This is a genomic window from Peterkaempfera griseoplana (assembly GCF_001418575.1).
Lineage (GTDB): Bacteria > Actinomycetota > Actinomycetes > Streptomycetales > Streptomycetaceae > Peterkaempfera > Peterkaempfera griseoplana.
The window spans coordinates 1-15,259 of record NZ_LIQR01000139.1; the positions used below are offsets into that span (position 1 = coordinate 1).

Sequence of the window (15,259 nt, forward strand, 5' to 3'; positions counted from 1 at the left end):
GGGTGGGGCCGCCCTGACGGGCCATGACGCACCCGGACGTGGGACCATGGCCGGGTGACCGCACCGAACACCCCTCCGGGCCCCGGCCGACCCCCCGTCCCCGGCACCTCGGTGCCGTACCCCGCGCCGGCCCCGGCCGGGGTGCAGTCACCCGGGACCGGCGGCGGCTCCGGGTACGGGCAGCCCGGCGGTCTTCTCTTCCCCACCGCGGGCGAGCGTCCGCCGCGCAAGCCCGCGGCGGAGATCCGGGTCGGCGTCCTGGTCGCCCTGGGCAGCGTGCTGGCGGGGGTGGCCGTGGGGCTGCTGTGGCTCTGGCTGGCGCCCAAGGTCCCGCTCTACGCCGACAGCAAGGCCGTCTACCTCAAGGACCCCGAGGGCGAGCAGCGGGCCGCGGCGGACGGCGTCTTCGTCCTGCTCGGGGTGGGAGCCGGTGCGCTGACCGCGCTGGCCGCCTTCCTGCCGACCCGCCGCAGGGGCGGCGGGGTCGCGGTGGCCGTGGGGCTGGCCGTCGGCGGACTGCTGGGGTCGCTCCTCGCCTGGCGGCTCGGCACGGCGCTGGGCCCCACCCGCGACATGGTGGCGCACGCCCGGCAGGTCGGCGAGGGCAAGGTGTTCGACGCCGCCCTGGAACTGGGCGCCAAGGGCGCGCTGCTGGTGTGGCCGATGGCGGCCATGGTGGTGCTGCTGGGTCTGACGGCGCTCTTCGGCAAGCGCGAGCCGCAGCCCGCCCCGTACTGGCAGGGCGCACCCACCCCGCCGGCGCCCATGCCGCAGGCACCCACGCCGTCGGCGCCGCCCACGCCGCCGGCGCCGATCCCCCCGGCCGACCCGCACTGACCCCACCGGCCCGGCGGCAACCCGGCGCGGTCCCACCGACGAGGTCTCACCGCCCCCCGGTACCGTCCGCCCTCGCGAGCACCCCGGCGGGCGGGCCCGTCAGCGGGCGATGGCGGCGGTGACGGCGGCCGTGAGAGCGATCAGGTCCTGCGGGGCCAGCTCGACCTCCAGACCGCGCCGTCCGGCGGAGACATACACCGTGGGGTGGTCCAGGGCACTGCCGTCGACCACCGTGCGCAGCCTGCGGCGCTGCCCCAGCGGCGAGATGCCGCCCAGCACGTACCCGGTGGTCCGCTCGGCCGCGGCCGGGTCCGCCATGGCGGCGCGCTTGGCGCCGACCGCGGCGGCCAGCGCCTTGAGGTCCAGCTGCCCGGCGACCGGGACGATCCCCACCGCCAGGGTGCCGTCGACATCGGCGACCAGGGTCTTGAAGACCCGCTCGGCCGCCACCCCCAGGGCCTCGGCCGCCTCCCCGCCGTAGGAGGCGGCCGCCGGGTCATGGGTGTAGGAGTGCACGGTGAAGGGCACCCCGGCCGCCTCCAGGGCCACCGTGGCGGGTGTGCCCTGTCCGCCGCCCTGCTTCTTCGCCTTCTTGGCCATCAGCGCCGTGTCCTTCTCGCGGTCAGTTGGGGTTGACGGCCGTGCGGGTGAGTTCCCAGGCCGGCAGGGAGGGGAGCTTGGCCAGCACCGCCGTCTCGCTGCGCAGCAGCTCCAGCTCCGCGGTCAGCCGTTCCGCGGCGTCGGCGGCGGCGAGCAGCCGCTGCTTCGCGCCGGTCTCCAGCACCGAGGCCGCCGCCACCAGGTAGGAGAGCACCAGCGGGTCGTCGGGGAGCTCCTGCTCGGCGGCGATGGTGCTCTCCCGCGCGCCGGCCAGCCGCTTCTGGTAGAGCCGGAACGCCTGTGTCACCCCGGCCGCCAGCGCCCCGGCCTCCGCCCCGGCCTGCTCCGGCAGCGGCTCGGTCTCGCCGACCAGATAGGGACCGGAGGCGTCGACCGAGAGCAGCCGGAAGCGGGTGGTCCCGGTGGCGATCAGCTCGTAGCGGCCGTCGGGGTGGGCCTGGGCGGAGGCCACCTCGGCGACGCAGCCGACGGTGTGCAGGGCCTGCAGCAGATCCGGCCCGAAGCCGTCCGCTGCCGCGGCCGGCGCGCCGGACTCCCGGGTGGGGGCGACCTCCCGGCCGTCGCGGATGGCCACCACGCCGAAGCGGCGCGGCTGCTCCTCGGGCTGCGCCTCCAGGTCGGCGACCAGGCGCCGGTAGCGCTCCTCGAAGACATGCAGGGGCAGCACCAGCCCCGGATAGAGCACTGAGCCCAGCGGGAAGAGCGGCAGCCGTTCGGTCACGGCGCACAGCGTACGTGGCCGGGCCGTCACCGTGCGCCCCCGTCCCGGACACGCGGTGGCCCGTACCGGGACACGCTCGGGGCAGCGCCCCGGTACGGGCGTTCAGGGCCCCCGGTCTGCCTCCACCCTGGCAGCCGCGACCCCGGGCCGCCACCCGTCGGCCGTGGGCGGCCACGCTCCGTGATAGCAGCAGGTCAGCGCGGTGCACGGCGAGCGGTCAGGGCCCGCTGCGCGCCCACGCCGGAACCGCCTCAGCCCCGGCGCAGCAGCCGGGTCGCGCCGGCCGCGACCGTGGTGGCCAGTACCCAGCCCAGCAGAATGAGGGCCACCGACGCCCACTGGCCGGCCCCGGCCGGCTTCCAGGCACCGTCCTGGCCCAGGTCGATCAGCGGCAGCAGCAGATCCATGGCGTAGAGGGCGGCGTTCCAGTGCGGGGCCTCGTCGCCCTTCATCGGCTGCGGCGGGTGCCCGGCGAAGTACGCCGCGCCCAGCGCCCAGATCAGCACCATCCACAGCGCGGCCCGGGCGGGCCGGTAGCCGTAGCCGACGGTGACGTCCTGGAGCCGTCCCCACAGCCGGGCCAGCAGCGGCAGGGTGGACCGGCGGCGGCGGTGCTTGGCGAGCTGCACCTCGCGGGCGTCCTCGTCCAGGCCGTCGCGGCGCAGCGCCGCCGCCAGCTGCTCATAGGGTTCCGGGCGGAACTCCCCGACGGCGCTGTCCAGCCAGGCGATCCGCTTCTCCAGCGGGAAGTCGGCGGCGGGCCGCAGCGACTCGTAGGTGAAGCCGGTGAGCCCCACCCGGCCGCCGCCCGGCCAGCTCTCCGGAGCGTCCACCAGATTGCCCACCCGGGCCCGGGAGAGCGACACCCGCCCGGTGGGGGTGCGGGAGAGGCAGAGCCGCAGCTCGGGGGTCTGGATGCGGCGCAGCGACAGCTCCTCGCCGTCGCCCAGCGAGAACTCCGCCCGGTCGATCAGGCAGGCGTTGCCGAACCGGCCGTCGTCCAGCCGGACCCCGCCGCGCGCCCGGAACGGCACCGACTCGCTCTGGTCGGTGCTGCGCTCGCCGTAGCCCGTGCCGTAGGTGGAGTCGGAGGTGCGCCAGCCGCTCATCCAGGCGCGGCTGAGGTACAGGGTGTGCTCCACGCTGATCCGGGCGGCGTTCAGGCAGACCCGGCCCGCTCCGGCCCGCAGGGAGCTGCCGCGCAGCGACAGCCGGCCGCCGATCCGGGCGCTGCGCAGGCTGATCTCACCGGTGCAGTGGATGAGTTCGGCCTCCACGTCCTGGCTGACGGTGAGCCCGTCGGCGGCTATCGCGCGGTCGTTGCGGTCCCCGCCGATGGTCGCCTGGTTGAGCAGCAGGTCGGTGCCTATCCTGGCGTCGGTGAGCCGCAGGCCGCCGGTGAGGGTGCAGCGCGGCAGGTGCAGGTCGCCCTCGGTGACCAGCCGGGACGCCTCGATCCGCGGGATCACACAGCCGACCAGCCGCATGGTCCCGGCCCGGCACTCCGACATCAGGATCTTGCGTTCGAAGCGGCAGCCGTGCAGCTCCACATAGGCGGCGATCGCGCCGCCGGCCAGGTCCAGGGCGCCCTCGATCTGGGCGCCGGTCAGTTTGAGACTTGCGACACGCCCGGGCTCCGGCGGTGGACCGTTCAGCAGCAGATGGGCCAGCACCGAGGCCCGTACGGTCCGCTCCGCACCCCAGGGCCCGGAGGTCACCGGATGGTCCTCCTCGGGCACGCCGGCCCGCAGGTCCAGCGTCTCGCCGCGGCGGAAGGCCCTCCACAGCCGGCACTCCGGACCGGTCCACTCCTCCGGCGGCTCCACCACGCCGAACTCCCCCTCACCCATAGCGCCCAGCGTCCCACGTTGTGTATCACGGACTGGAATCGCGGGCCGACTCCTCGCGCCACTCCCTACACTGGGCAGAGTGATCTCTCGAATCGACCTGCGCGGCTCCACCTCGGACCCGCGCGATCTGCTGCCCCGCGCCGAGTTCGACGTCGAGGCCGCACTGGAGACGGTGCGGCCCATCTGCGACGACGTACGCCATCGCGGGAGCGCGGCGGTGATCGATTTCAACGAGCGGTTCGACGGGGTCCGCCTGGAGCGGGTACGGGTCCCGCAGGCGGCGATCGACCAGGCCCTGGCCGGGCTCGACCCCAAGGTGCGGGCCGCCCTGGAGGAGTCCATCCGGCGCGCCCGGCTGGTCCACCGCGAGCAGCGCCGCACCGACCACACCACCCACGTGGTGCCCGGCGGCACCGTCACCGAGCGCTGGGTCCCGGTGCAGCGGGTGGGCCTGTACGTCCCCGGCGGCCGGGCGGTCTACCCGTCCTCCGTGGTGATGAACGTGGTGCCCGCCCAGGAGGCCGGCGTCGAGAGCCTCGCGGTCTCCTCCCCGCCGCAGCGCGACTTCGGCGGCCTGCCGCACCCCACCATCCTGGCCGCCTGCGCCCTGCTGGGCGTCGACGAGGTGTACGCCGCCGGCGGCGCCCAGGCCGTCGCGATGTTCGCCTACGGCACGGACGAGTGCCCCCCCGTCAACCTGGTCACCGGCCCCGGCAACATCTATGTCGCCGCCGCCAAGCGCCTGCTCAAGGGCCGCATCGGCATCGACGCCGAGGCCGGCCCCACCGAGATCGCCATCCTGGCCGACGACTCCGCCGACCCGCGCCATGTCGCCGCCGACCTGATCAGCCAGGCCGAGCACGACCCGATGGCCGCAGCCGTCCTGGTCACCGACTCCGTCGAGTTCGCCGACCGGGTGGAGCAGGAGCTGGAGCCGCAGGTCGCCGCCACCAAGCACCGGGAGCGGATCACCGAGGCGCTGTCCGGCCGCCAGTCCGGCATCGTGCTGGTCGACGACCTGGAGCAGGGCCTGCAGGTGGTCGACGCCTACGCCGCCGAGCACCTGGAGATCCAGACCCGCGACGCCCACGCCGTCGCCGCCCGGGTGCGCAACGCCGGAGCGGTCTTCATCGGCCCGTACGCGCCCGTCTCGCTCGGCGACTACGCCGCGGGCTCCAACCATGTGCTGCCCACCGGCGGCTGTGCCTGCCACTCCTCGGGCCTGTCCGTGCAGTCCTTCCTGCGCGGCATCCACGTGGTCGACTACAGCCGCGACGCCCTCGCGGACGTCGCCGCCCATGTGGTGACCCTCGCCGACGCAGAGGACCTTCCGGGCCACGGAGACGCCGTCAGGGCCCGCTTCGACTGGGAGACACCGGGCCTGTGACCCGCATCGACGACCTTCCCGTACGCGAGGAGCTGCGCGGCCAGTCGCCGTACGGCGCACCGCAGCTGGACGTCCCCGTACGGCTCAACACCAACGAGAACCCCTATCCGCTGCCGGAGCCGCTGGTGGCCCGGATCGCGGAGCGGGTCGCCGAGGCCGCCCGTGAGCTCAACCGCTACCCCGACCGGGACGCGGTGGAGCTCCGCACCGGGCTGGCCGCCTATCTGACCCGCACCGCGGGCCATGCCGTCACCGTGGAGCAGGTCTGGGCCGCCAACGGGTCCAACGAGGTGCTGCAGCAGCTGCTGCAGACCTTCGGCGGGCCCGGCCGCAGCGCCATGGGATTCGAGCCCTCCTACTCCATGCACGCGCTGATCTCCCGGGGCACCGGCACCCGCTGGATCTCCGGCCCCCGCAACGACGACTTCACCATCGACGTGGCGGCGGCGCGCGAGGCCGTCGCGGTCCACCGCCCCGACGTGGTGTTCGTCTGCTCGCCCAACAACCCCACCGGCACCGCCGTCACCGCAAAGACCGTGCTGGCGCTGCACGACGCCGCGCAGGCCGTCAAGCCGACCATGGTGGTGGTGGACGAGGCCTATGTGGAGTTCTCCCACCACGCCTCGCTGCTGCCGCTGATCGAGGGCCGCCCGCACCTGGTGGTCTCCCGCACCATGTCCAAGGCGTTCGGCGCCGCCGGGCTGCGCCTGGGCTATCTGGCCGCCGACCCGGCGGTGGTCGACGCCGTGCAGCTGGTCAGGCTGCCGTACCACCTCTCCGCGGTCACCCAGGCCACCGCGCTGGCCTGTCTGGAGCACACCGACACCCTGCTCGGCTACGTGGCGCAGCTGAAGGCGGAGCGGGACCGGGTGGTGGAGGGGCTGCGCGCCGCCGGGATGGAGGTGGTGGAGTCGGACGCCAACTTCATCCAGTTCGGCCGCTTCGAGGACACCCACGCCGCCTGGCAGGCGCTGCTCGACCGGGGCGTCCTGGTCCGGGACAACGGCGTGCCGGGCTGGCTGCGGGTCACCGCGGGCACCCCCGCCGAGAACGACGCCTTCCTCGACGCCGTCCGCACCGCCCTCAAGTCGGACGCCCCCGCCCCGAACGTCGCAACAAGGAGCTCTGAACCCTCCGCATGACCCGCATCGGCCGCGTCGAGCGCACCACCAAGGAGACCTCCGTCCTGGTCGAGATCGACCTCGACGGCACCGGCACCGTGGACGTCTCCACCGGCGTCGGCTTCTACGACCACATGCTCGACCAGCTCGGCCGCCACGGACTCTTCGACCTCACCGTCAAGACCGAGGGCGACCTGCACATCGACACCCACCACACCATCGAGGACACCGCCCTCGCCCTGGGCGCGGCCTTCAGGCAGGCGCTCGGCGACAAGAAGGGCATCTACCGCTTCGGCAACTGCACGGTGCCGCTGGACGAGTCGCTCGCCCAGGTCACCGTGGACCTCTCCGGCCGCCCCTACCTGGTGCACACCGAGCCGGAGAACATGGCCCCCATGATCGGGTCGTACGACACCACCATGACTCGGCACATCCTGGAGTCCTTCGTGGCCCAGGCGCAGGTGGCCCTGCATGTCCACGTCCCCTACGGACGCAATGCGCACCACATCGTGGAGTGCCAGTTCAAGGCCCTGGCCAGGGCGCTGCGCTACGCCAGTGAGCGTGACCCGCGCGCCGCCGGGATCATCCCCTCCACGAAGGGTGCGCTGTGAGCCCCGCCGTCCTGCTGATCGCCCTCGGCCTCTTCCTGCTGGGCGGCGTCTACTCGTTCTGGAAGCAGAAGCAGTCCAGGAGCGTCATCGCGGTGCTCGCCATCGGCGCCGTGCTCTGCCTCGCCTCCGGCGTCATGCGTCTGTAACCCCCACTCCCAAGGACTCAACATGGGCAAGCACGTGGTCGTCCTCGACTACGGCTCCGGCAACCTCCGCTCGGCCCAGCGCGCCGTGGAGCGCACCGGCGCCGAGGTCACCGTCACCGCGGACTTCCAGACCGCACTGGACGCCGACGGCCTGCTGGTCCCCGGCGTCGGCGCCTTCGCCGCCTGCATGCAGGGGCTGCGGGCCGTCCGCGGAGAGCAGATCATCGGCCGCCGGCTGGCCGGCGGCCGCCCGGTGCTGGGCATCTGCGTCGGCATGCAGATCCTCTTCGCCAGGGGCGTCGAGCACGGCGAGGAGACCGCCGGCTGCGACGAGTGGCCCGGCACCGTGGAGCCGCTGCACGCACCGGTGGTCCCGCACATGGGCTGGAACACCGTCGACGTACCCGCGGGCTCCACCCTCTTCGCCGGCCTCGACGCCGACGCCCGCTTCTACTTCGTGCACTCCTACGCGGTGCGCCACTGGGAGCTGGCCGTCACCAACGAGCGCATCCGGCCGCCGCTGGTCACCTGGGCCACCCACGGCGAGCCCTTCGTCGCCGCGGTGGAGAACGGACCGCTCAGCGCCACCCAGTTCCACCCGGAGAAGTCCGGCGACGCCGGCGCCGCCCTGCTCACCAACTGGGTCACCTCCCTCTAGCCACACCCGTCCCGAGACCAGAAGCCGGAGCCGTACCCCCATGTCCAGCCAGCACCGTCTTGAACTCCTCCCCGCCGTCGACGTCCGCGACGGCCAGGCCGTCCGCCTGGTGAAGGGGGAGTCCGGCACCGAGACCTCCTTCGGCGAGCCGCTCACCGCCGCCCTCGCGTGGCAGGAGGCCGGCGCCGAGTGGATCCACCTGGTGGACCTGGACGCCGCCTTCGGCACCGGCAGCAACCGGGAACTGCTCGCCGAGGTGGTCGGGCGCCTGGACGTCAAGGTGGAGCTCTCCGGCGGCATCCGCGACGACGAGTCGCTGCGCGCCGCCCTCGCCACCGGCTGCCGCCGGGTCAACCTGGGCACCGCCGCCCTGGAGTCCCCCGAGTGGGTCCGCAAGGCCATCGCCGAGCACGGCGACAAGATCGCGGTCGGCCTGGACGTCGTCGGCACCACCCTGCGCGGCCGCGGCTGGACCCGCGAGGGCGGCGACCTCTACGAGGTGCTGGCGCGGCTGGACGCCGACGGCTGCGCCCGCTACGTCGTCACCGACGTCGACAAGGACGGCACCCTCACCGGCCCCAACCTCCAGCTGCTGCGCGATGTCTGCGCCGCCACCGACCGGCCCGTGGTGGCCTCCGGCGGCGTCTCCTCCCTCGACGACCTGCGGGCCATCGCCGGTCTGGTGCCCCTGGGTGTCGAGGGCTCCATCGTGGGCAAGGCCCTCTACGAGCAGAAGTTCACCCTCGAAGAGGCTCTGGAGGCTGTTTCATGACGGACCCCGCCACACGACGCGTCGGCGGCTTCTCCCCCTACGAGGACGAGATCGGGTTCTCCCGGGCCGTGGCGGCGGGGGACTTCGTCCTCGTCTCCGGCTGCACCGCCTGGTACAACGGCATGGTCCAGCACGAGGGCGACCCGTACGGACAGGCCCTGGACGCCTTCGGGGTCGCCTTCCAGGCGCTGGAGCGGTTCGGTCTCGGACGGGAGGACGTGGTCCGCACCCGGATGTACCTGACCCATGTCCGCGACACCGAAGAGGTCAGCCGCGCCCACAAACACCTCTTCGACAGCGTGCGGCCCGCCGCCACCATGGTGGTCGTCGACGGGCTGCTGGACTCCCGCATGATGGTGGAGGTCGAGGTGGACGCCCACCGCACCGGCCTGGCCGACCGCCTCGCCGCCCTCCCGGAAGGAAGCCGATGACCCTCGCCGTCCGAGTGATCCCCTGCCTGGACGTGGACGCCGGCCGGGTGGTCAAGGGCGTCAACTTCCAGAACCTCAGGGACGCCGGCGACCCCGTCGAGATGGCCAAGGTCTACGACGCCGAGGGCGCCGACGAACTGGTCTTCCTCGACATCACCGCCTCCTCCGGCGACCGGGAGACCACCTACGACGTGGTGCGCCGCACCGCCGAACAGGTCTTCATCCCGCTGACCGTGGGCGGCGGGGTGCGCACCGTGGAGGACGTGGACCGGCTGCTGCGGGCCGGGGCCGACAAGGTGGGCGTCAACACCGCCGCCATCGTCCGCCCCGAGCTGATCCGCGAGATCGCCCGCCGCTTCGGCCGCCAGGTCCTGGTGCTCTCCGTGGACGCCCGGCGCTGCCCCGAGGGCACCGAGACCGCCTCCGGCTTCGAGGTGACCACCCACGGTGGCCGCCGCGGCACCGGCCTGGACGCCGTGGAGTGGGCCGCCGAGGCGGCCGACCTGGGGGCGGGGGAGATCCTGCTGAACTCCATGGACGCCGACGGCACCAAGGACGGCTACGACCTGGGGATGCTGTCCGCGGTCCGCAGCACGGTCACCGTCCCGGTGATCGCCTCCGGCGGCGCCGGGCGGGTGGAGGACTTCGCCCCCGCGGTGGACGCCGGAGCCGACGCGGTGCTCGCCGCCAGCGTGTTCCACTTCGGGGACCTGCGCATCGGCCAGGTCAAGGACGCGCTGCGCGCCGAGGGCCGCCCGGTGCGCTGACCCACACCCGCCCCTCGGGCCCGGGACCGCTGCGGTCCCGGGCCCGAGCGGCATCAGTACAGGTCAGGGGCGGTCACCCGCCCCACCGCACCCCGCGTGGGGACAGGGCCCGGCCCCGCCGCTCAGCCCGGCAGCGGCAGCGCGGCGGCCAGCAGCGCCACCACATCGGCGTCGCCCTCCACCGTGACGGCGGTCGCCGCGCCCCGGCCGAAGGCGAACAGCAGCAGCTCGGCGGGCTCACCGACCACGGTCACCACCGGGGCGCCCTTGCGGGCCACCACCGTCTGCCCGTCCGGGCGGCGCAGCACCAGCCCCACCGGGGAACGCTTCCCCGCCTCCATCCGGGCGGTCATCGGCAGCCGCTTCCACAGCACCTCCGCCAGATCCGGATCGACCGGCTCCGGCTTCCACTCCGCGCCGGCCCGCCGAACGTCCTCCGCGTGCACGAAGAACTCCACCGTGTTGGCGGCCTCGTCGGCCCCGGGCAGGGCGAACGGGGAGAACCGGCCCGGTCCGGTGCGGAACAGCTCCAGCAGCTCCGGCCACGGACGGGCCGCGTACTCGGCCTGCACCCGGGCGGTGCGGCCGGCCAGCGGGCGGAAGAGGATGCCCGGCGCCGCGTCCGGCCGGCGCTCCCGCAGCACCAGGTGCGCGGCGAGGTCCGCAGCCGTCCACCCCCGGCACAGTGTGGGGGCCTGCGGCCCCGACTCCTCCAGCAGGGCGGCGAGACGACGGCGCTCACCGCGGGCAAAGGTCGACATGCGTCCACCCTACGCGCGGACCGACGGAACGTCAGCGCAGCTTGCCGGTCAGCTTCTTGCCGCCCACCGTGTAGCTCGCGGTCAGCGTGCAGGTCGCCTGCCGGTACCCGCGCCGGTACAGCGACGCCGAGGGGGTCAGCACATAGCTGTAGAAGCGGGCCCCCTCACCCTGCCGCTCCGCGATCTGCTTCCCCGCCGCCGCACACTGCTTGTACACCGCCGCCACGATCTGGCTGTCCTTGGTGAAGTCGCCCTTCACCGTGACGTCGGCGACCGCCTCACCGTCGTGCGGCACCGTGCACGGCCGCACGGTGACCTCCTTCAGCCCCTTGGTGAGGTTGGGGTGGTCGAAACAGGTCCCGGGCTTCAGCACCAGATACGGCAGATTCGGGGTGTCACTGGGAGTCGCGCTCGGGCTCGGCGTGGCGCTGCTCGGCGGAGGCGGCGGGGCGCTCGGCGACGGGGCGGCCGACGGGCCCCCGTCCCCGCCCGACACCAGGACCAGCACCGTCACCAGGACGGCCACCAGCACCGCCGCGCCCACCGCGACCGCGAGGACCCTGGTCCGCCGGCCCGGCCGCGGCCCCCCGTCCGGGACGACCGGAGGGCCGGGCGGCAGCGGTGGCGGCGGAGGCGGCGTGAAACTCATGGGGGAAGGATGCCGCATCACCGGGCCCCGCCACCCACCGGTCCGCGGCAAACGCCCGGAACCCGCCCACCGCTGACCACAGGTCACCCGTCCAACCCTCGATCACTGCCGTGGCCCTCCGCCCATGCCTGCAACAATGGGCCCCATGTCCAGCAGCACACCGGCCGGCACCACCGCCCCAGCAGTCCCCGGCACCACCGCGCTCGACCCGGCGGTCGCCGCCCGCCTCAAGCGGACCCCCGACGGGCTGCTCCCCGCCATCGCCCAGCAGTACGACACCGGCGAGGTGCTGATGCTCGGCTGGATGGACGACGAGGCCCTGCACCGCACCCTGACCACCGGCCGCTGCACCTACTGGAGCCGCAGCCGCCGCGAGTACTGGGTCAAGGGCGACACCTCCGGCCACATCCAGCAGGTCAGGTCGGTGGCGCTGGACTGCGACGGCGACACGCTGCTGGTCAGGGTCGACCAGGTCGGGGCAGCCTGCCACACCGGTGACCGCACCTGCTTCGACGCCGACGTACTGCCGCTGTCCGGACCCGCCGACCGATAGGTACACCCATGACCACGGGCACCGTCACCCCCGACCTGGACGCCTTCCGCAAGCTCGCCGCCGACCGCCGGGTCGTCCCGGTGACCCGTAGGCTGCTCGCCGACGGCGACACCCCCGTCGGGCTCTACCGCAAGCTCGCCGCCGAGCGCCCCGGCACCTTCCTGCTGGAGTCCGCGGAGAACGGCCGCTCCTGGTCCCGCTACTCCTTCGTCGGCGTCCGCAGCGCCGCCACCCTCACCGCCGCCCCCGACGGCACGGCCCGCTGGCACGGCACCCCGCCCGTCGGCATCCCCACCGAGGGCGACCCCCTGCAGGTGCTGCGCGCCGCGGTGGACACCCTGCACACCCCCCGCGACCTCGCGGTGCCGTCGTGGTGGGAGGGAGGCGACGAGCTGCCGCCGCTCACCGGAGGCATGGTCGGCTACCTCGGGTACGACGTCGTCCGCCGCCTGGAGAAGATCCCCACCCTGGCGACCGACGACCTCGGCCTCCCCGAGCTCACCATGCTGCTCGCCACCGACCTGGCGGTGCTGGACCACTCCGACGGCACGGTGCTGCTGATCGCCAACGCCGTCAACCACAACGACCTCCCCTCCGGCGTCGACGAGGCCTACCACGACGCCGTCGCCCGCCTCGACGCCATGACCGCGGACCTCGCCCGCCCCGTCGACACCGGCGCCGCCGTACTCGTCCCCACCGCACCCACCGACGCGGTCTCCCCCTTCGGCGGGGAGCCGTACCGGCGCGCCGTGGAGGCGGTCAAGGAGCACATCAGGGCCGGAGACGCCTTCCAGGTCGTGCCCTCCCAGCGGTTCGAGGCGCCCTGCCCGGCCAGCGCCCTGGACGTCTACCGGGTGCTGCGGACCACCAACCCCAGCCCCTACATGTACCTCTTCCGCTTCCCCGGCCCCGACGGCACCGCCGACGGCGGCTTCGACGTGGTCGGCTCCAGCCCCGAGGCCCTGGTCAAGGTCTCCGACGGACGGGCCATGCTGCACCCCATCGCCGGCACCCGGCCCCGCGGCGCCACCCCCCAGCAGGACGCCGACCTGGCCGCCGAGCTGCTCGCCGACCCCAAGGAGCGCGCCGAGCACCTGATGCTGGTGGACCTCGGCCGCAACGACCTCGGCCGGGTCTGCGAACCCGGCAGCGTCGAGGTCGTCGACTTCATGTCCGTCGAGCGCTACAGCCATGTGATGCACATCGTCTCCACCGTCACCGGCAGCGTCGCCCCCGGCCGCACCGCCTTCGACGTCCTCACCGCCTGCTTCCCGGCGGGCACCCTCTCCGGCGCGCCCAAGCCCCGCGCCATGCAGATCATCGAGGAGCTGGAGCCCACCCGCCGCGGCCTCTACGGCGGCTGCGTCGGCTATCTGGACTTCGCGGGCGACTGCGACACCGCCATCGCCATCCGCACCGCCGTCCTGCGCGACTCCACGGCGTACGTCCAGGCGGGAGCCGGTGTGGTCGCCGACTCCGACCCGGAGAGCGAGGACACCGAGTGCCGCAACAAGGCCGCCGCCGTCCTCCGCGCCGTGGCCACCGCCGCCACCCTGCGGCCGCCCCGGTGACCGGCCCGGGCGGAGCACCGGCGACACTGGACGGGTGAACGCTTCGCCCGAACCCCGGTCCGCCGACACCTCCGACGCCCCCCGTCCGCCCCGCAGCCGCCGCAGCCTCGCCCTGATGCTGCTGCTCACCGTGGCAGGCGCGGTCCTGGTGCTCTGGGCCGTCGGCCGCACCTGGGCCGAGGGCAGCTCCGGCGGCCTCACGGGAGCCCACCTCGGCGCCACCGGCAGCGAGATCTCCGGACTGCCCGGCGCCCTCGCCCTGGTGGGCCTGGCCTCAGCGGTCGCCGTCTTCGCCGTGCGCCGCGCCGGCCGGCTGGCGGTGGGCGTGCTGGTGACCCTCGCCGGGGCGGGGGCGGCCGTCGCCGCCGCGGCCGGCGCGGCGGACACCTCGGCGGTGGACGCCAAGGCCGCACGCAGCGCCGCGCTGACCGCCGTCACCGCCCGGCATGTCACCCACACCGCCTGGCCCTGGCTGGCGGTCGCCGGCGGCGTCCTGCTGTGCGCCGCCGGGGCGCTCACCCTGGCCCGCGGCCGCGACTGGCCGGCGATGTCCAGCAAGTACGAGGCCCCCGCGGGCCGCGCCGCCGCCCCCAGGCGCCGCGAGTCCACCCCTTCCGACCTCTGGAACGCCCTGGACCGCGGCGAGGACCCCACCGCCACCCGCTGAGCCGCACCCGCGGCGCGCACCGGGGCGCGCAGCCGCCCTCGGCGCGCGGGGGAGCGGCTTCACGCCGCCCTCGGTACTCCCGCGCCCCCGGACCGTCCGGCGACGACCGCCCGGCGCCGACCACCCGGCGACGACCGCCCGGCGATGACCACGCGACGACGTACCGGCGGCCGCCGGACCGCGGATCCGTCCCGCGGCCGGGCCGCCCGGCCCGCAGTGGTCCGCCCGCCAAGGTCGCACCGAGGCCCCCGCACGCTGCGGCCCCGACCCCCGGTCGGCCGCATCCGGGCCCGTCGGGGAGAATGGCACCGAGAATCCGCCCGGGGCGTCCTCCGCCGGATCCCGGGCCCTGGACACCGCCATTACCGGCAGCAAGGAGCACCAGCAATGTCGGCAGCAGCCCACGGCCACACCCCCGCCGCCTGGACCGGCGTCATCGTCTGCTTCATCGGCTTCATCGTGGCCGGGATGGGGGTCGTGGCGGCCACCCCGTGGCTCTTCTGGGTGGGTATCGGCGTCACCCTGGCCGCCGGCGTGGTCGGCAAGGCCATGCAGATGGCCGGCCTCGGCAAGCGGCCGGTCGTCACCGCGCGCTGACCCGGCGGCCCGTCCGCGCCCGCCGACCGTGTCATCCGGTCGGCGGGGTGCCGGCGGGGGCAGAATCGTCAGGATGAACGCACCGGCAGCCCCCGCCCACCGCTCCGCCGTCCGCCGCATGGCCGCACCGCTGGCGGCCCTGACGGCGGCGGCCGCCCCGGTGCTCTTCGTCGCCGCGGTCGACCCCAACACCCCGGGCCGCTACCCCGTCTGCCCGTTCCTGCAGGCCACCGGCTGGTGGTGCCCCGGCTGCGGCGGACTGCGCTGCGTCCACGCGCTGACCCACGGCCACCCGCTCCAGGCGCTGCACGACAACCTGCTGGCGGTGCTCCTGCTCACCGCCGCGGTCCTGCTCTGGCTCAACTGGGCCGGCTCCGCACTGACCGCCCGGCCGGTACGGCTGCCCACCCTGCGCGGCCGGCACGCGCTGCTGGTCGTCGCCGCCGTCGCGGCCTTCACGGTGGCCCGCAACCTGCCCGTCGGCGCACCGCTGGCGCCCTGAGCCACCCCCCCGGCACCCCTGTCTCTTCTACACAGCT

General features: G+C 74.5%; 19 protein-coding genes. 14 read left to right on the forward strand and 5 right to left on the reverse strand.

What is annotated here, in order from left to right; all coding sequences use genetic code 11:
* Positions 1-54: 54 nt before the first annotated feature.
* Positions 55-837 carry a hypothetical protein gene (locus tag AOK09_RS11705; RefSeq protein ID WP_107101312.1) on the forward strand — a complete coding sequence of 261 codons (783 nt, stop codon included), beginning with the start codon at positions 55-57 and terminating at the stop codon, positions 835-837.
* Between the two features lie 99 nt (positions 838-936).
* Here AOK09_RS11705 and ybaK read toward each other — a convergent pair whose 3' ends face one another.
* The 3 genes from ybaK to AOK09_RS11720 form a co-directional block, all read right to left on the reverse strand.
* Entirely contained in the window at positions 937-1,437 is a 501-nt protein-coding gene (ybaK, locus tag AOK09_RS11710; protein WP_055587093.1) for a Cys-tRNA(Pro) deacylase, read from the reverse strand.
* 22 nt (positions 1,438-1,459) lie between these two features.
* The gene (locus tag AOK09_RS11715) at positions 1,460-2,179 is read right to left on the reverse strand and encodes an LON peptidase substrate-binding domain-containing protein (protein ID WP_055587094.1); all 720 of its coding nucleotides are present in this window, start codon (positions 2,177-2,179) and stop codon (positions 1,460-1,462) included.
* 251 nt (positions 2,180-2,430) lie between these two features.
* The gene (locus AOK09_RS11720) at positions 2,431-4,029 is read right to left on the reverse strand and encodes a hypothetical protein (protein WP_055587095.1); all 1,599 of its coding nucleotides are present in this window, start codon (positions 4,027-4,029) and stop codon (positions 2,431-2,433) included.
* Positions 4,030-4,108: 79 nt separating this feature from the next.
* On the opposite strand from AOK09_RS11720, the gene hisD reads away from it, so the two are divergent.
* The 8 genes from hisD to hisF are packed head-to-tail and all read left to right on the forward strand — an operon-like array spanning position 4,109 to position 9,922.
* A complete protein-coding gene (gene hisD / locus AOK09_RS11725; RefSeq protein WP_055587096.1) occupies positions 4,109-5,416 on the forward strand; it encodes a histidinol dehydrogenase in 1,308 nt (435 codons plus the stop codon).
* Positions 5,413-6,558 carry a histidinol-phosphate transaminase gene (locus AOK09_RS11730; RefSeq protein ID WP_055587097.1) on the forward strand — a complete coding sequence of 382 codons (1,146 nt, stop codon included), beginning with the start codon at positions 5,413-5,415 and terminating at the stop codon, positions 6,556-6,558. Before hisD ends, AOK09_RS11730 begins: the two co-directional genes overlap by 4 nt.
* A complete protein-coding gene (hisB, locus tag AOK09_RS11735) occupies positions 6,555-7,148 on the forward strand; it encodes an imidazoleglycerol-phosphate dehydratase HisB (protein ID WP_055587098.1) in 594 nt (197 codons plus the stop codon). Before AOK09_RS11730 ends, hisB begins: the two co-directional genes overlap by 4 nt.
* Complete coding sequence (locus tag AOK09_RS40785) at positions 7,145-7,294, forward strand: hypothetical protein (protein ID WP_055587099.1); 150 nt, start codon at positions 7,145-7,147, stop codon at positions 7,292-7,294. The genes hisB and AOK09_RS40785 overlap by 4 nt, the downstream gene beginning before the upstream one ends.
* A 22-nt stretch (positions 7,295-7,316) precedes the next feature.
* Positions 7,317-7,952, forward strand: a complete 636-nt coding sequence (hisH, locus tag AOK09_RS11745) for an imidazole glycerol phosphate synthase subunit HisH (RefSeq protein ID WP_055587100.1) — start codon at positions 7,317-7,319, stop codon at positions 7,950-7,952.
* Between the two features lie 40 nt (positions 7,953-7,992).
* Positions 7,993-8,724, forward strand: coding sequence for a bifunctional 1-(5-phosphoribosyl)-5-((5-phosphoribosylamino)methylideneamino)imidazole-4-carboxamide isomerase/phosphoribosylanthranilate isomerase PriA (gene priA, locus AOK09_RS11750; protein ID WP_055587101.1), 732 nt, complete (start codon positions 7,993-7,995; stop codon positions 8,722-8,724).
* Positions 8,721-9,155, forward strand: a complete 435-nt coding sequence (locus AOK09_RS11755) for a RidA family protein (protein ID WP_055587102.1) — start codon at positions 8,721-8,723, stop codon at positions 9,153-9,155. Before priA ends, AOK09_RS11755 begins: the two co-directional genes overlap by 4 nt.
* Complete coding sequence (gene hisF / locus AOK09_RS11760; protein WP_055587103.1) at positions 9,152-9,922, forward strand: imidazole glycerol phosphate synthase subunit HisF; 771 nt, start codon at positions 9,152-9,154, stop codon at positions 9,920-9,922. Before AOK09_RS11755 ends, hisF begins: the two co-directional genes overlap by 4 nt.
* A gap of 122 nt (positions 9,923-10,044) precedes the next feature.
* Here the strand turns inward: hisF and AOK09_RS11765 are convergent, their stop codons facing one another.
* Positions 10,045-10,683 carry a TIGR03085 family metal-binding protein gene (locus AOK09_RS11765; protein ID WP_055587104.1) on the reverse strand — a complete coding sequence of 213 codons (639 nt, stop codon included), beginning with the start codon at positions 10,681-10,683 and terminating at the stop codon, positions 10,045-10,047.
* A 31-nt stretch (positions 10,684-10,714) separates the two neighbouring features.
* Complete coding sequence (locus AOK09_RS11770; protein WP_157875865.1) at positions 10,715-11,332, reverse strand: septum formation family protein; 618 nt, start codon at positions 11,330-11,332, stop codon at positions 10,715-10,717.
* 145 nt (positions 11,333-11,477) lie between these two features.
* On the opposite strand from AOK09_RS11770, the gene hisI reads away from it, so the two are divergent.
* The 5 genes from hisI (at position 11,478) to AOK09_RS11795 (ending at position 15,222) form a co-directional block, all read left to right on the forward strand.
* On the forward strand, positions 11,478-11,885 hold the full coding sequence (gene hisI, locus AOK09_RS11775) for a phosphoribosyl-AMP cyclohydrolase (protein WP_055587106.1): 408 nt from the start codon (positions 11,478-11,480) through the stop codon (positions 11,883-11,885).
* An 8-nt stretch (positions 11,886-11,893) separates the two neighbouring features.
* Positions 11,894-13,456: an anthranilate synthase component I gene (locus tag AOK09_RS11780; RefSeq protein ID WP_055587107.1), complete on the forward strand. Its 1,563-nt coding sequence runs from the start codon at positions 11,894-11,896 to the stop codon at positions 13,454-13,456.
* Between the two features lie 34 nt (positions 13,457-13,490).
* Positions 13,491-14,123, forward strand: a complete 633-nt coding sequence (locus AOK09_RS11785; RefSeq protein ID WP_055587108.1) for a TIGR02234 family membrane protein — start codon at positions 13,491-13,493, stop codon at positions 14,121-14,123.
* A 387-nt stretch (positions 14,124-14,510) separates the two neighbouring features.
* Positions 14,511-14,720 (forward strand): HGxxPAAW family protein, encoded by a 210-nt coding sequence (locus tag AOK09_RS11790; RefSeq protein WP_055587109.1) that lies wholly within the window; start codon positions 14,511-14,513, stop codon positions 14,718-14,720.
* A gap of 73 nt (positions 14,721-14,793) precedes the next feature.
* Entirely contained in the window at positions 14,794-15,222 is a 429-nt protein-coding gene (locus AOK09_RS11795; RefSeq protein WP_055587110.1) for a DUF2752 domain-containing protein, read from the forward strand.
* Positions 15,223-15,259: the final 37 nt, after the last annotated feature.